Genomic DNA, 13,032 nt, shown 5'->3' with positions numbered 1-13,032 from the left:
CCCGAAAACCCTACCAGGCAGTGGCTCTTTCTCATACTGCCAGATTCGTATGCATGCCCACGCAGAGCATGGGAACGAGGAAAGACGACTTAGTCAGCAAAGCCCACACTAGCGGCCAATAGCGAAGTATGTAAAGCCTTTCTGTCTCATTCGTTCTGGCTCGTACATATTACGACCATCAAAAATCACTGGCTCTTTCAATAATGCTCTAAGCTGGTCAAAGTCGGGCGCACGGAATTGACGCCACTCGGTGCAGATAACCAGGGCATCGGCACCTTTAATTGCCGCCTGTGGTGTACCAGACAGTGTCAGATCATCCCGAAGACCATAGATACGTTGCGCCTCTTCCATCGCCTCCGGGTCATAGGCCTGCACGGTTGCTCCGGCCTGCCAGAGTGATTCCATCAGCACCCGGCTTGGGGCATCGCGCATATCGTCCGTATTCGGTTTAAATGCCAGCCCCCAAAGCGCAATGGTTTTACCTGCCAGCTGCCCATTAAAGTGCGTGCTGAGTTTGGTGAACAGAACATTTTTCTGCTGGGCATTTCGTTCCTCAACCGCTCTGAGAACCAGCGGTTCAAAGTCAATGTCCTCTGCGGTTCTTTTCAGTGCCTGAACATCTTTCGGGAAACAGGAGCCACCGTAACCACAGCCAGGGTAGATAAAATGGAAGCCAATACGTGGATCAGAGCCGATCCCCTGACGCACCATCTCAATATCGGCCCCCAGTCGTTCAGCCAGGCCAGCCATCTCATTCATAAAGCTGATCTTGGTGGCCAGCATGCAGTTCGCTGCGTACTTTGTGAGTTCTGCACTGCGCACATCCATGAAAATCATACGGTCATGGTTGCGGTTGAAAGGGGCGTAAAGCTCTTTCATGGTATCAGTCACATGATTGTTTTTAAGATCAGCACTGTCAGTTCCAACCACAATTCGATCCGGCCTCATGCAGTCATTAACCGCTGCCCCTTCTTTCAGGAACTCAGGGTTAGACGCGACAGAAAACTCAAGCTGAACCCCTCGCTTGTGCAGAACTTCTGCCACTTTGGCGGCCACTTTATCGGCGGTGCCCACAGGGACGGTGGACTTGTTCACAATGATTTTGCGGTCATCCATATGCTCGGCAATGGTGCTGGCCACGGCAAGGACATATTGCAAATCGGCCGAACCATCTTCATCCGGTGGCGTTCCCACAGCAATAAACTGCAATGAGCCATGGGCGATACCCTCAGCGGCATCTGTCGTAAAGTGCAACCGGCCAGCCTGACTGTTCTCTTTCACAATAGCTTCGAGCCCGGGCTCGTAGATAGGAATGATGCTGCGCTTCAGGTTATCCACCCTGTTTTGATCGATGTCGACACAGACAACATCATGACCCACTTCTGCCAGAACCGCAGCCTGCACCAGGCCAACGTAGCCAATACCGAAAACCGTGACTTTCATAGTGAATGGTTACCGTGGAAAATTAAGGGGAGTTATTCTAACTGAAAGCGAATCGGGCGGAAATGTCAGACTGACAAAGCCTGTCGTTTACTGGGTGCCACAAAGCCGATATGATTCGGCTATTTTGCTGGCTTGATCTTTCAGACAGCTTCTGACAAAGCGAACCGTGCCACTTATGTCTCAAACGAATACCCTTTCTGTTGTTCTGATTGCCAAAAACAGCAGTGCTACCCTGGAGAGTAGCCTGAATTCCGTGCAATGGGCCGATGAAATCATTCTTCTGGACGCTGGCAGTACCGATGATACGGTTGAGATCGCAACCCGTTGTGGTGCCAGGGTTTATCAGCACACTGACTGGCAGGGTTATGGCAGGCAGCGTCAGATTGCCCAGCACTATGCGACATCTGACTATATTTTTATGCTGGATACGGATGAGCAGGTAACCGATGAACTCAGGGCGAGCATTTCAGATGTGCTGTCAAAACCGTTGCAAGCCAATAAAGTGTATTCCTGTGCCCGGCGTAACTGGTTTCTTGGTCGCTATATGATGCATTGCGGCTGGTATCCGGATCGAGTCCTGCGTCTTTATCTGAATAACGAGAGAACCTATAACAGCAACCTGGTGCACGAATCCGTTGATACCGCCGGAGCTGAAGTGATAAAACTCTCTGGTGACCTGCTGCACCGTACCTGTGATGACTACATGCAGTTTCAGCAGAAGCAACTGGTCTATGCCCGAAGCTGGGCTGAAGAGCGTTTTTTGCAAGGCAAGAACGTCGGCCTGGTATCTGCCTTTGGCCACGGGCTGGGTGCGTTTATTAAAACCTTTTTACTGAGAAAAGGCTTCCTTGATGGCGGCCACGGGCTCCTCCTCTCACTGGTGGTTACCCAATATACATTCAACAAATATGCTGCACTCTGGGCTATGGGCAAGACCCGTCAGCAGCCCGGTGAATAACGGGGCCCCTGAGTTTATGATCAAGCTTGCTATTGTCAGACAAAAATACCGGCCCGATGGCGGTGCCGAGCGTTTTGTGGCATCGGCATTGTCTGCGCTTTCTCAACAAAACGCAGAGCAACCTCAACAAAAAGCAGAACAACAGCAACTGGATATTACCGTATTAACCCGACAGTGGCAGGGTATAAAGAACCCGTCTTTTCATGCTGAGGTTTGCAACCCGTTTAAATGGGGCCGGGTCAGCCGTGAACGGGGTTTTGCCAGGGCTGTACAAAAGCACTTCTCCAGTTTTGATATTGTGCAGAGTCATGAGCGCATACCAGGTTGCACCATTTATCGTGCTGGTGATGGTGTGCATAAATGCTGGTTGGAGCATCGCTCCAGAATTACCTCTGAAGCTCAGGCTAAGCGAATGAAAAATGATCGTTTTCACCGTTATGTGATGGATGCGGAGAAGCAGATGTTTGAGCATCCGAAGTTGAAAGCGGTGATCTGTAACTCCCAAATGGTGAAAGAGGAAGTATGCCGGGAGTTTGCCATCAAGCCTGAGATTGTTCACGTTATCTACAACAGTGTTAATCAGGAAAAATTTAATCCTGCCCTGAAACAGGCTGAAGGATTGGTCGTCCGGGAAGCATTGGGAATTGAAGCAGATGCAACGGCTATGCTGTTTGTGGGTTCCGGCTTTGAACGAAAAGGCCTGGCAGCGACATTGGAAGCCATCGCCGTCACAAAAGCGCATCTGATTGTTGTGGGCAAGGACAAGCAGGAAGAAAAGTATCAGCAACAGGCCCGTGATCTGGGTTGTGCTGAACGTGTTCATTTTATGGGGATGCAAAGTGACAGCAGTCGTTTTTACGGTGCTGCTGATGGCTTTATTCTGCCCACGATTTATGACCCTTTTCCCAATGTTATTCTGGAGGCCATGGCATCCGGCCTTGGCGTGATCACCAGTAGCAGCTGTGGCGGAGCGGAGATTATTGAGGAAGGATGTAATGGCTACTTTTGTGATGCCCTGGATATACCCACTTTATCCTCTGCCATCAACGCATTTACTGATAAAGGCCATGCCGAGAGCCTGGGTATGATGGCTCGGGAAACCATTAAACCATTCACTTCAGAACGGCTTACGAACCAGTTGTTGTCTCTGTATAGCCAGATATTGAATACTTGAGAAAAGCATGAAAATTTTACATACAGAGTCATCCTGTGGATGGGGTGGTCAGGAAATCAGGATTCTGACTGAGTCTGAAGGGATGATGGAACGAGGCCATCAGGTCACCATCGCCTGCCCCGAACATGCAAAAATCTATGAGGCAGCCCTGAAAAGAGGTATTCCGGCGATTGCCCTGCCGATTCAAAAGAAGAAGCTTTCTTCTTTATGGGCAATGCATCAGTACCTGTCGGCTAATCACTTTGATGTCATTAACACCCACAGTTCTACCGATAGCTGGCTGGTGTCGCTGTGCCTGGCCTGGAAAAAGCATCGCCCAAGAATTGTACGAACCCGGCACCTATCAACAGCGGTACACAACAACCGAAGTACATTGTGGCTATACAATAAAGGGAATGACTTTATTGTCACCACGGGAGAGCAGTTGCGTCAGACACTGCACAGCCACAATGGCATTCCGCTGGAAAAGATGAAATCTATTCCTACCGGTATCGATCAGTCACGTTTTGTACCGGCTGATAACAAAAATGAAATTCGCCAGACTCTGGGATTACCCGTGGATAAAACCATTGTCGGTATTCTTGCAACCCTGCGGTCCTGGAAAGGGCATGAGTACCTGATCAACGCTTTTGCGCAGTTATCCAGGGACGATATACATCTGCTGATTGTTGGTGATGGTCCACAGTTTGAAAATATTCAACAGCAAGTTTCAGGGCTCGGTATTGCCGACAAGGTAACCATGCCCGGCAACCAGGATAATGTAGTGCCCTGGCTTCAGTCGATGGATATTTTTTGCCTTCCCTCCTACGGCAATGAAGGGGTACCGCAGGGAATCATGCAGGCTATGTTGTGTAGGCTTCCCATTATATCCACTGATGTTGGTAGTATTCTTGAGGTTCTTCATCCTGGGGAAAATGGGCTGTTGGTAAAGACTAAGGATACAGATAGTGTTCGAGGTGCCCTTGAAACTTTGATTAATGACTCTGAAATGATCGAAAAATATTCAAAGGCTGGCTTAGAGTTTGCATTAACTAGCTGCACTAAGAAAAAGATGGTTGATGATATGGAGTCAGTATTCAGGAGTTGTGATTAGTTCATTTCGAGCAGATTCAGCTGAAATTTATGTTTTGGTCTTTACAAAAAGTTAGTAAGTTGACGTATAATTTGCGGCATTTTGCGTAATCAGGATCTACCTACTTATGAAACCCTATATGCCGGTTGTTGCCGATATCCTTAATGCAAGAAAACCAAAACGCATATTGGATGCGCCTTCAGGCAGTGGTTGGCTCAGGTCTATGCTACGGTTCGAACATTGCATTGACGGTATTGATCTCTTTGATGCAAGACCCGACGGGTATGGTGATTTCTTATGCGCTGATCTGGACGAAGGCATTCCAGAAAATCTCGGGGGGGGGGGGTATCAGGCCATTGTATCCTGTGAAGGTATTGAGCATATAGGCAATCCGCTACACTTTTTTTCATCTGCCAGAAAGCACCTGTCTGGTGATGGTTTACTAATTATCACTACGCCGAACGTCTGGTATCCCGGAGCAAAGCTTAAATATTTTGGCAATGGTTTCTTTCCCAGTTTTCCGCCTCTGATCGGGAAGATCAAGAGAGGAACGCATATGCATATTACTGCCTGGAGTTTTCCTCAGCTGCATCTTTTTTTGACACTGGCAGGTTATGAAAATATAAGACTTCACGACCTGCCTGAGGAGCGAAAACCTCGGCATTTTTATGAGCGTGTTTTGGCAGTCCCTCAGCGAATTTATTGTCGAAATAAGGCTAAAAAAGCATCATCAGCTGAAGAACGACAGTTCTGGCAAGATGCTGGAAGTGATCAATCAACGCTGGGGCGTCGACTGGTTGTTTCGGCAACCTCGAAGCAACCGTGTTATTAAGCAGGTAGTGGGATTGACACAATATGAATATTAAGAATTGAAAATATAGCAACGATCTTCTCTGCTATATAAAGACTTTCTTCTTGTCCGAATTAGCCTCAGGATCCTCATAACATCGTTTTTTGTGAATTAATACTTCCAGCTTGTTCTGATTTCTCTGTTTAATGACTTGAGCCGGGTTTCCACCTACTACCGTATAAGGCGGGACATCTTCAACAACAACACTGCCAGCGGCGACTATTGATGCATCACCGATGGTCACTCCGGGCATAATCATTACATTACGATCTATCCAGCAATACCTGCCAATCTTGACTGGCTTTCTGACCATACGATTGTCGTAAGGCAGAAATTCAAGGTCATTTTCATCATAAAAATGATTGCTGGTTATGATCGTGCATAGGGGAGCCAGTACTGAGCTACGGCCTATAAAAACACCGCCACTGCCGTCAATATAGGCTTGGCCAAGGATTTTGCAGTGGTCATCAAGCACGATATTTTCAGTGTGAAGGTACTTTGAATCCAGTTCTTTGAAGTGAACATTATTGCCAATTTTTTTAAACTTCTTTTTACGGTACTTAAAAAAGATAGCCAGCTTTTTGTATAAGCTCATAGTCGTTTCAGGCCTTGGCAGGATAGTTAATGGAAGGCAAAAGGCTCCGGCAATCGGCTAGATATGCCGGGAAATGGTCCACTTGTGTGTTGATTTACTGAGTCGGTTAAGTATTCTTCTGCGGAAATAGCTGATCAACCTCTCTGCTTTTCCGGTTTTTTTCCAACGTTCAAACTCTGGTGTAACAAACTCCTCCATTTTCACCCAGTAAGACAGTACTGATGGTTCACTGTAGTCTTGAGCAAGTTTTTGTCCTTCAGTCAAAATTTTTGAAAAAAGCTCAGGTTGTTCCTGTAAACGGTCAATAATTGCCAGAACACCGTCGACTGTTGTGGCGTGTAAGATGGCTTTGCTGCTGTTAAATGCTGCCGTTATGGCTGGCTCATCACCTGTTATGCATAGCGCTCCAGCAAGCCAGGCATTGGTGGCTTTGTTGACGGGTTTGATTTTTAGCAGCTCTATCGGGACATCCCGGACAGCAATCACAATATCTACGTTAGAGTAATTGTGCCACTCAACGCTATCGTTACTTTTGCCTTTAATAATGAATTCGATATCGCGTTTTTTAAGTTCAGACAAAAATAATTCGGACTGGAATGCTTCTGCCAGGTTTCGCTTGGGCTGGCCAAAAAATGCCACAGTCTTGATGCTATTTCCGCGCTGGTTGTCACGTGAAATCAGGCCGGGCTGAGGCCATTGGGGCACATAGATTTCGTTGCTCTTGCCCGTCTGAATCAGGTTCTGATGCAATACAAAGTGACCAAATTCCGGATAGTGGGCGTCGGTTCTGCAGGCCACATAGAAATAATCGGCAAAGGTGTTTTTTGGACGTGATTTAACACCGTCAATGATATTGATTTTGTCTGAGCGAGCTTCACTACCCAAAGTTACATCATAGCCAGCGTGGCAAAAATGCAGGTAGGTCAACAGTACCCAAATGTCTTCTCCCGTAATAATCCGGTGTTTGATACTTGCCGGTGTGGGTAGGTCGCCAGACAGTAAATCCTGCCAGCGATCTGTATCATTCAGGATGAAATGAAGGTTTGATGGTTTGCTCATTATCAAGTATCTGAGTTTAAAATGTGGCTCTTATATTGCCACAGAAGTCAACTGGACTGTATCTGCAGTATGGGATGACTGTTGACTGTTTGACAGCTTTTCCAGCTCATTATCAAGCTCTGATATAACCTGGGGAATGGATATCTCCATCATACCTCTTGAGAGCTTTCTGTCACCGTCAAGGTAGAGTTCCATGTTGTCATTCGATATGACGCAGTGAATGCCATTATGCTGAACACCGGTCATCAACTGATAGTTGCTTCCCTGATTATTGTCCCAGGGACCCCAGAGGTTTGGTTCACTGGCTCCGAAAAGTGCAACCACCGGAGTATCTGTAGAAGCGGCAATGTGCATGGGGGCTGAGTCAATACCAAAAAACAAGCAGGCTTTTGATGTCAGGTAAGCGTAAGCTTGCAGGTTAACTGGGTGTGGCAATTGAAGAGGCTTTTGCTGGCAGTGGCTGGCAATTTCTTCTGCAATGCTGACTTCTTCAGGGTCGGAGGACGTCGTTAAAAGAACGGGTCTTTGCCATTTTTTCTGGATATGGTCGATACACTGAGCAACTTTGGCCGAGTCCCAACACTTGTACATCCATCGTGAAACCGGGTGAACGACCACAAAGCCATCATTTAGCCCTAGTTTGGACAATAGTTCGTCGATCATCTCTTCATGGTCTTTGCGCCAGCCCAAGGTGACTTTCTTTATTACTTTCCGGGAATCGATAGCCTCAGCAAATTGCAGGTCTTTCTGAACCGTAGGGATACGTTGCTGGCTATTGAATGTCGTATCAAAACGAGCAAGCCGGTTGATCAACGTCGGCTTTTTAATGTACCCCATTCGCCGGGGTGCCCCTGAAAGAGCACTGATGATACAACCTCGATCTCCTTCAGTAAGGTTAATAACGAGGTCATACTGACCTTTGAACTGCCAGTAAAACTCAATTTCCGTACGAATACGCTGCCAGATGTTTTGCTCACTTTTCTTGCCTCGAGAATAGGGTATCACCTTATCCACATGAGGATTATCGACTATTACTTGAGTACAGAAATCGTTAACGGAAACATGAAGCTCCGAGTCGGGGTAGATGGCTTTCAAGCTGGCAAACAGTGGTGTTGACAGTAAAACATCACCGAGATTACGAAACTTGGTCACCAGAATTTTCATACACAAACCCTTGCTGTTTTCACGACGCTGATAAAAAATTTCACTCTACCTTCATGGGTTTAAAGCGAGAGTAAATATCAGTGAAAATTATAATGGCAACAAAAAGCACACTTCTTGCTGCCAGCTGATGCTTCTAGAGTAAATGTTCCTTTGAACCCTGGCTGGTCTTTTCCATTGAGTGCTCAGAAATAGTATAAGTCTGAGAATCAATCACTTTTCGATCGGTCTTTCTCTGCAAGTAGCCCATAGAAAGCCCAATCAGACAGAATGCTAATTGACCATGTTCAACATAGAGAGTTGAGTTACCCAGACCTCCAACAATAATGTATATGCCCGTCATGATACCGATGACCGGTTCAAGCTCCAGTTTCCGCTCAGAGTAATAATGAATAAGCCACTGCAGGTGCTTCCAGGCGGCTACCAGGATAAAAGTCAGCATCAGGAACAATCCAACATAACCCCGATTCAGCAGAACGGAAGTGACCATGTTATGGCCATGGTTGGTATGGAAAAAACGCTCAGAGTCGTATGGAATTCCCCGTTGGGCCGCGACAGACTGCATATATTCTTCACTGGTGGCAATGTCGAAATGACGATCGCCCGCACCAAACATTGGGAAGTCTGGCAAGACAAAAATAACAGAGTTGAAAATGACATCCCGCTTGCTCAGGAATGAGCTGCCGGTATCACCGCCTTGCATATGATAGGCGATATTAGCCTTAAAACTATTCAGCTTGGGAATATGGTTGCTGGCGACAAAGAGCGAAATCCCGATAATAACCACGCTTGCAGTGAGCAGGGTCAGGTGTTTCCGGTCAGGCCGGAACTGCATAAAAATAGCGGCAATAGCCATTGCCGCAATAACAGCAACAGCGGTAATTGAGATGGTGGGAACCATGGCAATGGCAAAGAACAGAATGGCAATGGCAGATAGTCCTTTTATCCAGCCTTTCTGAAACATGAACAGTGACAGAGATACACCAAAAGCAATGGCAATATACAGCGCTGACTGATTAACATGTCCAACCGAGTTGAGTTCTGGATATTCGCCGCCATCTCGATTCCAGACATACCAGGACTCAAGTATTGCAATCAATGTTCCCAATATAATTGATGATCCCAAAAGGGTGACTTTTGGTGTTGGGATACTTGTTCTGGAAATCAGCATTGCCGGTATAATCAGTTTGGCAAAAGTCAGTGCACCACTTACTGGCTTATCCCACCCAAACGGATTGGTGTGGGCCGAGATAAAGCCTGCAACAAGAAACAGGACAAGAACCCATTCCCAAGAGCGAAGCTTGCCGCCAAAATCCTTTGCTCTCCAGCTTTGCAGACTCCAGGTAATGATATAAACCACTAACAAGAGGTTTTTAGGGCCTTCGTACATAGGTAACACAAGAAAGAAAGCAACCAGTAGAAAAAGCTCTGCTTTTGATATGGCTCGCATGGTGGCACCAAACAGATTTGAAAATTTAAAGCCCGGTAGTTTATCTGTTCAGCGTATCGATTTCAGTAAGAATTCAACTTGATATCATTTGGCTCCTTGTTAGTTATCATTCCCCAACTATCCTGAATACCACATAATAAACACACCATCAGGAACGACCATGCAACCACTTATGAAAACCTACCCAATCACCGCCGCTGAGTACCTTGAAGCGGAGAAAACAGCTGAGGTTAAACACGAATTTGTCAATGGTTACGTTTATGCCATGGTCGGTGCCAGTCGGCGGCATAATTTATTGACCGTGTCTTTGGCGACTTTATTGAATACACATCTCAAAGGCACGCGCTGTCAGGTCTTTGCCTCCGATATGAAAGTTCGCGCTGGTGGTAAGAATGACACCATGTTCTTTTACCCGGATGTGATGGTGGTTTGCAGTCACCCCTCTGATGAAACTCCAAAGGACCCCTATGTAGAGGAAGCCCCTAAGCTGATTATTGAGGTACTGTCGCCCAGTACCGAGCAGTATGATCGTTTGGGCAAGCTGGCTGCCTATACGCAAATAGCTCGTCTGGAAGAGTACCTGCTGGTGGATCAACAGGATATGCTGGTGGATCTTTACCGTCGCTCTGGCGAGCAGTGGCAGTTAACCCAGCTGAAAAAGGGTGATCAGCTGGTATTGAATTCGGTAGAGCTTGAATTGCCAGTTGCGGATATTTACCGGGATGTTATTGGGGTGGTTTAGGGTTACCTTTAAGATGGCCTGCGACGCTCAGGTCTTCATCCAGCTCCGGCCAGTGAATGCCGTCACCTTCTCCCAGTAGCTTCCAGGTGGCCCGTTGTTTTTCGGTTGCATTATCCAGTGTGGTAAACCAGGCGATGGGAATATGAATAGCCCTGCCATCCAGTAAGCCAGTAATGTGACTATCAGTTCAGCGTCGGTAAACTGAATGTTCTGCGCTAAAGGGCATGGTTCAATATTTGAAGAATTCATACCATGCCTCAAGTAAATGATCAGGATGTTCGTTTACACGCTTTTTCAGCTACCGGATTTCACGTGCTGAGAATCTTGAGGAGCTGGCCAGGTTTACAGGTTTCAGCCAGAATTTAGCCAGAGCCTTGTTCAATGGAAATAGTAATTCATGGCAAACAGCACACACGCCGTCAGCATCATGCCGAGAAAGGTGATGATGAATTGGCGGTTGCTGTTGGCGTACAGTTCGGTGGATTTGGCCTGTTGCTCCACCATGGCTTTGCGCCATTCCACGTCCACTTTTTTCAGGGCTTGCTCCAGCCGGATGATGTCCTTTTTGGCGGACAGGCGTGAGTCGAGAATCAGCTTTTCCAGCCGCAATACGTCCTTTTGGGTGGCAATATGGTCAGGGTTCAGGGAGACAGCGACGGCATGGGCGGTTTCTTTGCTGATGCCGATTTCTATGAGGTCGTTAAACAGTTTGTCGTCCATTGGTTTGTTCTCAGTCTGCCTGGCAAAAAATTATAGCAGGTGACCCGTGAAAATAAGCATTGGCACACAGACGGCTCAGGGTAGCCAATCCTCATCCAGCAGTTGTTCCCATGGCCAGGGACAGGCTTCAGGAAAACTGGTGTCGGTGAGCCATTGTTCCCGGGGCAGGTATTGGTTCATTTGTTTAATGGCGCGTTTTTTGGCGTAAGGGTAGCTGGCTTCCACCGCTTCATCCTGGTTGCTTTTCAGATACGGGTGTTTATTGAGCAGTCGGCTGATCTCACCACGGGCTGAATCAATACTGTCAAACCAACTGCGAAATGCCTGCGGCTCATAACGGCGTGGGTAGATGACCTGGGTCTGGTAATGCTGTTTTAGCAAGTGAATTAACAAATTGACCAGATGCGATTCCAGTTCATCAACAAAATCCCCCATGCGGTACTCCATGGTATGCAGAAGGTTATCAATATCCAGCTCATCAAAACGTCGTTCGGCTAATAGTGTGCGCTGAAGGGCAAGCCATTTTGGGTAATCGCGGTGGTAAAGCGGATATTTGCTGTTTTCCATTCTTAGAATCCTTTTATTCACTGCCAACCAGTTTAGGAGAGTCATGAAGAATTTATACCATGTTTTCATTTCCCTTGCGGAACCACATCCGTACTCTCAAATATCTTATCCGCCGAAGCCGCCACAAACCCCTGGTAGAGTTGACCGTTGGGCATCGGGTAGCGCAGGGCGAATTCATAATAGCAGCCGGGTATTGTTAAGGTGCCGTCCGTAAAGTTTACCGGGACCTCTTTGGCCAGGGTTGAGGACTGTTCCAGCAACACGTCCGGGGATCCTTTGATCAGGCCGCCACTGGTATTCATGGCATAGCCTTTATCCAGCAGCAGTTGATTGACGCTTTGAATATCCGGGTGGGAATGCGCCTGATTAAAGCGAAGGTGGTTGATGGATACCGTAAAGTGATTGGGACGAAAGCCATGGGCTGCTACCCAGGAGGCATACTCACTGTCACTGGCGAGCATCTGATACTGTTCCTGACTGATATGCCATGGACGACCGGAATAGCAGAATCCCTGTTGATTCACAGACTCTTCAGATACCTGATCTACCAACATTTTGATAATGCCCTGGCAGTGCCCGGGCAGTTCCTCAACTTTCAGCTCGCTGATAAACACCTTGGGCAAGGTGTCATCGTTATGCTGGTAGTATTTGGCATAGAGCTTTTTAGCCGGGAACTGATAGTCATCCACGGGCTGGTATCCCGCATCAAGAAATGGTCTGGCTATTTTATCCAGACATACCTGGTCGAGGTTGAAGGTGCGCAGGGCAATGTGGTCATTGACCACCGTGCCTTGATTCAGGTCAGTAAATAGCTGGTGGATAGGTTTGGCGTCCGGGGTGAGTGCCAGGTAATCCTGCCACATGGCATCCAGTAATTCATGAATTGTGAGTTTCATAATTTCTCCGTAATAAAACTATTGCACATCAGAATCCATCAGATAGATCGGTATCCCGGCTTTTAGTGCCGCTTTGTGCAGTATTTTATCCAGTGTTGCCAAAGGCAGGTTTTCCCGTATGGCGAGTTCCAGGTAGGCTGCATCGTAGCTGCTCAATTGATAACTCCTTGCCAGTGTAGCAATGCGATTGAACGCCTGATTCGTTGTCAAAGGGTCAACGTAAATTGGCAGATTTTCCAGCTGGGCGAGAAACCCTTCTGCCGTGGCTGTATTTATTTCATTCCGTTTTTCCAGCCAGGGCGACAGAATCGGTCGAACGATCATCCCGATAATAGGATATTTAGC

At 47.2% G+C, this 13,032-nt stretch carries 15 protein-coding genes; 5 read left to right on the top strand and 10 right to left on the bottom strand.

From position 1 onward, the window contains the following. Positions 1 to 108 precede the first annotated feature (108 nt). Complete coding sequence (locus tag KDK14_RS00730; protein ID WP_257263099.1) at positions 109 to 1,443, bottom strand: UDP-glucose/GDP-mannose dehydrogenase family protein; 1,335 nt, start codon at positions 1,441 to 1,443, stop codon at positions 109 to 111. Between the two features lie 175 nt (positions 1,444 to 1,618). Between KDK14_RS00730 and KDK14_RS00725 the strand changes: the two genes are divergently transcribed. The 4 genes from KDK14_RS00725 to KDK14_RS00710 all read left to right on the top strand — a co-directional run bounded on the left by KDK14_RS00725 (position 1,619) and on the right by KDK14_RS00710 (position 5,479). Next, complete coding sequence (locus KDK14_RS00725; RefSeq protein WP_257263098.1) at positions 1,619 to 2,401, top strand: glycosyltransferase family 2 protein; 783 nt, start codon at positions 1,619 to 1,621, stop codon at positions 2,399 to 2,401. Further along, a complete protein-coding gene (locus KDK14_RS00720) occupies positions 2,394 to 3,575 on the top strand; it encodes a glycosyltransferase family 4 protein (protein ID WP_257263097.1) in 1,182 nt (393 codons plus the stop codon). Before KDK14_RS00725 ends, KDK14_RS00720 begins: the two co-directional genes overlap by 8 nt. Before the next feature lie 7 nt (positions 3,576 to 3,582). Next, positions 3,583 to 4,668, top strand: a complete 1,086-nt coding sequence (locus KDK14_RS00715; protein WP_257263096.1) for a glycosyltransferase family 4 protein — start codon at positions 3,583 to 3,585, stop codon at positions 4,666 to 4,668. Positions 4,669 to 4,774: 106 nt separating this feature from the next. Beyond that, positions 4,775 to 5,479 (top strand): bifunctional 2-polyprenyl-6-hydroxyphenol methylase/3-demethylubiquinol 3-O-methyltransferase UbiG, encoded by a 705-nt coding sequence (locus KDK14_RS00710; protein ID WP_257263095.1) that lies wholly within the window; start codon positions 4,775 to 4,777, stop codon positions 5,477 to 5,479. A 64-nt stretch (positions 5,480 to 5,543) separates the two neighbouring features. Here KDK14_RS00710 and KDK14_RS00705 read toward each other — a convergent pair whose 3' ends face one another. The 4 genes from KDK14_RS00705 to KDK14_RS00690 all read right to left on the bottom strand — a co-directional run bounded on the left by KDK14_RS00705 (position 5,544) and on the right by KDK14_RS00690 (position 9,762). After that, positions 5,544 to 6,092 carry an acyltransferase gene (locus KDK14_RS00705; protein ID WP_257263094.1) on the bottom strand — a complete coding sequence of 183 codons (549 nt, stop codon included), beginning with the start codon at positions 6,090 to 6,092 and terminating at the stop codon, positions 5,544 to 5,546. 57 nt (positions 6,093 to 6,149) lie between these two features. Beyond that, positions 6,150 to 7,151: a hypothetical protein gene (locus tag KDK14_RS00700; RefSeq protein WP_257263093.1), complete on the bottom strand. Its 1,002-nt coding sequence runs from the start codon at positions 7,149 to 7,151 to the stop codon at positions 6,150 to 6,152. A 30-nt stretch (positions 7,152 to 7,181) separates the two neighbouring features. Then, positions 7,182 to 8,315 (bottom strand): putative lipopolysaccharide heptosyltransferase III, encoded by a 1,134-nt coding sequence (rfaQ, locus tag KDK14_RS00695; protein ID WP_257263092.1) that lies wholly within the window; start codon positions 8,313 to 8,315, stop codon positions 7,182 to 7,184. Positions 8,316 to 8,448: 133 nt separating this feature from the next. After that, positions 8,449 to 9,762 carry an O-antigen ligase gene (locus tag KDK14_RS00690; RefSeq protein ID WP_257263091.1) on the bottom strand — a complete coding sequence of 438 codons (1,314 nt, stop codon included), beginning with the start codon at positions 9,760 to 9,762 and terminating at the stop codon, positions 8,449 to 8,451. 160 nt (positions 9,763 to 9,922) lie between these two features. On the opposite strand from KDK14_RS00690, the gene KDK14_RS00685 reads away from it, so the two are divergent. After that, on the top strand, positions 9,923 to 10,504 hold the full coding sequence (locus tag KDK14_RS00685) for a Uma2 family endonuclease (protein WP_257263090.1): 582 nt from the start codon (positions 9,923 to 9,925) through the stop codon (positions 10,502 to 10,504). Here KDK14_RS00685 and KDK14_RS21405 read toward each other — a convergent pair. The 5 genes from KDK14_RS21405 to KDK14_RS00665 form a co-directional block, all read right to left on the bottom strand. Continuing rightward, entirely contained in the window at positions 10,488 to 10,622 is a 135-nt protein-coding gene (locus KDK14_RS21405; protein WP_306671414.1) for a DUF2442 domain-containing protein, read from the bottom strand. The genes KDK14_RS00685 and KDK14_RS21405 overlap by 17 nt on opposite strands. A gap of 260 nt (positions 10,623 to 10,882) precedes the next feature. Continuing rightward, positions 10,883 to 11,224, bottom strand: coding sequence for a hypothetical protein (locus tag KDK14_RS00680; RefSeq protein WP_257263089.1), 342 nt, complete (start codon positions 11,222 to 11,224; stop codon positions 10,883 to 10,885). A 75-nt stretch (positions 11,225 to 11,299) separates the two neighbouring features. Beyond that, positions 11,300 to 11,791, bottom strand: a complete 492-nt coding sequence (locus KDK14_RS00675) for a DUF29 domain-containing protein (protein WP_257263088.1) — start codon at positions 11,789 to 11,791, stop codon at positions 11,300 to 11,302. A 65-nt stretch (positions 11,792 to 11,856) separates the two neighbouring features. Continuing rightward, on the bottom strand, positions 11,857 to 12,687 hold the full coding sequence (locus KDK14_RS00670; protein WP_257263087.1) for a DUF1338 domain-containing protein: 831 nt from the start codon (positions 12,685 to 12,687) through the stop codon (positions 11,857 to 11,859). An 18-nt stretch (positions 12,688 to 12,705) separates the two neighbouring features. Then, the coding region (locus tag KDK14_RS00665) for a type II toxin-antitoxin system VapC family toxin (RefSeq protein ID WP_257263086.1) at positions 12,706 to 13,032 on the bottom strand (327 nt) is incomplete at its 5' end.

The organism is Endozoicomonas sp. ONNA2 (assembly GCF_024606365.1).
GTDB lineage: Bacteria > Pseudomonadota > Gammaproteobacteria > Pseudomonadales > Endozoicomonadaceae > Endozoicomonas.
Note: the sequence above shows the minus strand (reverse complement) of the source record. Positions and strands in the feature narration are given on the sequence as shown.

Bases quoted from the DNA above. Each gene is read 5' to 3' on its own strand.
- KDK14_RS00715 (WP_257263096.1), top strand. From the start codon at position 3,583: ATGAAAATTTTACATACAGAGTCATCCTGTGGATGGGGTGGTCAGGAA.
- KDK14_RS00675 (WP_257263088.1), bottom strand. From the start codon at position 11,791: ATGGAAAACAGCAAATATCCGCTTTACCACCGCGATTACCCAAAATGG.
- KDK14_RS00710 (WP_257263095.1), top strand. From the start codon at position 4,775: ATGAAACCCTATATGCCGGTTGTTGCCGATATCCTTAATGCAAGAAAA.
- KDK14_RS00690 (WP_257263091.1), bottom strand. From the start codon at position 9,762: ATGCGAGCCATATCAAAAGCAGAGCTTTTTCTACTGGTTGCTTTCTTT.
- KDK14_RS00670 (WP_257263087.1), bottom strand. From the start codon at position 12,687: ATGAAACTCACAATTCATGAATTACTGGATGCCATGTGGCAGGATTAC.
- KDK14_RS00700 (WP_257263093.1), bottom strand. From the start codon at position 7,151: ATGAGCAAACCATCAAACCTTCATTTCATCCTGAATGATACAGATCGC.
- KDK14_RS00705 (WP_257263094.1), bottom strand. From the start codon at position 6,092: ATGAGCTTATACAAAAAGCTGGCTATCTTTTTTAAGTACCGTAAAAAG.
- KDK14_RS00725 (WP_257263098.1), top strand. From the start codon at position 1,619: ATGTCTCAAACGAATACCCTTTCTGTTGTTCTGATTGCCAAAAACAGC.
- rfaQ (WP_257263092.1), bottom strand. From the start codon at position 8,315: ATGAAAATTCTGGTGACCAAGTTTCGTAATCTCGGTGATGTTTTACTG.
- KDK14_RS00730 (WP_257263099.1), bottom strand. From the start codon at position 1,443: ATGAAAGTCACGGTTTTCGGTATTGGCTACGTTGGCCTGGTGCAGGCT.
- KDK14_RS00680 (WP_257263089.1), bottom strand. From the start codon at position 11,224: ATGGACGACAAACTGTTTAACGACCTCATAGAAATCGGCATCAGCAAA.
- KDK14_RS00685 (WP_257263090.1), top strand. From the start codon at position 9,923: ATGCAACCACTTATGAAAACCTACCCAATCACCGCCGCTGAGTACCTT.